Origin of the sequence: Pusillimonas sp. MFBS29 (assembly GCF_020687695.1) — a bacterium.
GTDB lineage: Bacteria > Pseudomonadota > Gammaproteobacteria > Burkholderiales > Burkholderiaceae_B > Pusillimonas_C.
In genome coordinates, this window is sequence record NZ_JAJEWL010000024.1 from 1 (window position 1) to 1173 (window position 1173).

Annotated in this window: 1 pseudogene; it reads left to right on the forward strand. The window is 53.1% G+C overall.

Annotation, left to right across the window (positions count from 1 at the left end):
* Positions 1-103: 103 nt before the first annotated feature.
* Positions 104-1006 (forward strand): annotated as a pseudogene (locus tag LKR43_RS16135) (IS3 family transposase); the annotation flags it as partial.
* Positions 1007-1173 lie beyond the last annotated feature (167 nt).

Sequence of the window (1173 nt, forward strand, 5' to 3'; positions counted from 1 at the left end):
CAAAATCGCAGCACGGCTCAATGAAAGGCCTAGAAAAACCTTGGACTTCAGATCCCCGGCAGATAAACTAAGCGAGGCTGTTGCAACCACCCATTGAACCCACCGCGGCGTACTTTGCGAAGCAGTCCCAATGAAGTACGCCTTTATTCGGGACCACGCAGAACAATATCCCGTTCGCCGACTGTGTTCAGTACTGAAGGTCCATCCCAGCGGATACTATGCGTGGCGACGCAATCCTGAGAGTCGCCGGGCCAGAGAAGATGGTCGGTTACTGAGGCTGATTCGACAAAGCTGGGAAGACAGTGGCCGGATCTACGGCTACCGTAAGGTCACCCATGATTTGCGTGACATAGGCGAGCATTGCGGTCGGCATCGCGTCGCCCGACTCATGCGCCAAAACAGAATACGCTCCCAAACGGGATATCGACGCCGTCCTGGACACAAATACGGTCGGCCCAGTGCTGTAGCACCCAACCACTTGCAACAGCAGTTTGATGTGCCAGCGCCCAATAAGGCTTGGGTAACCGACATCACCTATATCCGTACACATGAAGGGTGGCTGTATTTGTCGGTGGTGCTGGATCTGTTCTCCCGTCAGGTGGTGGGATGGTCCATGAGCAATACGATCAACAAAGAGCTCGTTCTAAATGCATTACTGAGTGCCGTCTGGCGTCGTCGCCCTGCCGGGGAGGTGATCATTCATTCCGACCAAGGTAGTCAGTTTGGCAGCCACGACTGGCGTGACTTCCTACGCGATCACAAGCTGACGCCCAGCATGAGTCGGCGTGGCAATTGCTTTGATAATGCGGTCGCAGAAAGCTTCTTTCAGTTGCTCAAACGCGAGCGTATTCGTCGGAAAGTCTATCCCACGCGTGAACAGGCCAGGGCTGACGTCTTTGACTACATTGAAATGTTTTACAACCGCAAACGACGACATGGCTATGTGCAGCAGCTACCGCCGATGGAGTACGAAAAGCGTTATTTTTTGAAGAACGGGACTGTCTAGAAAACCGGGGTCGATTCAGGATAATCTATTATCTAATAGATTAAAATCGTAAGCGTACGCCCAGTACCGTCTTGCGTTACAGCTGAATTTCCATCAAGCGCCGATTGGCCTCATGCAGATCGAAGGCGGTCGGGTCGAATGGGCCGCCGTGCCACTGCATCATATTG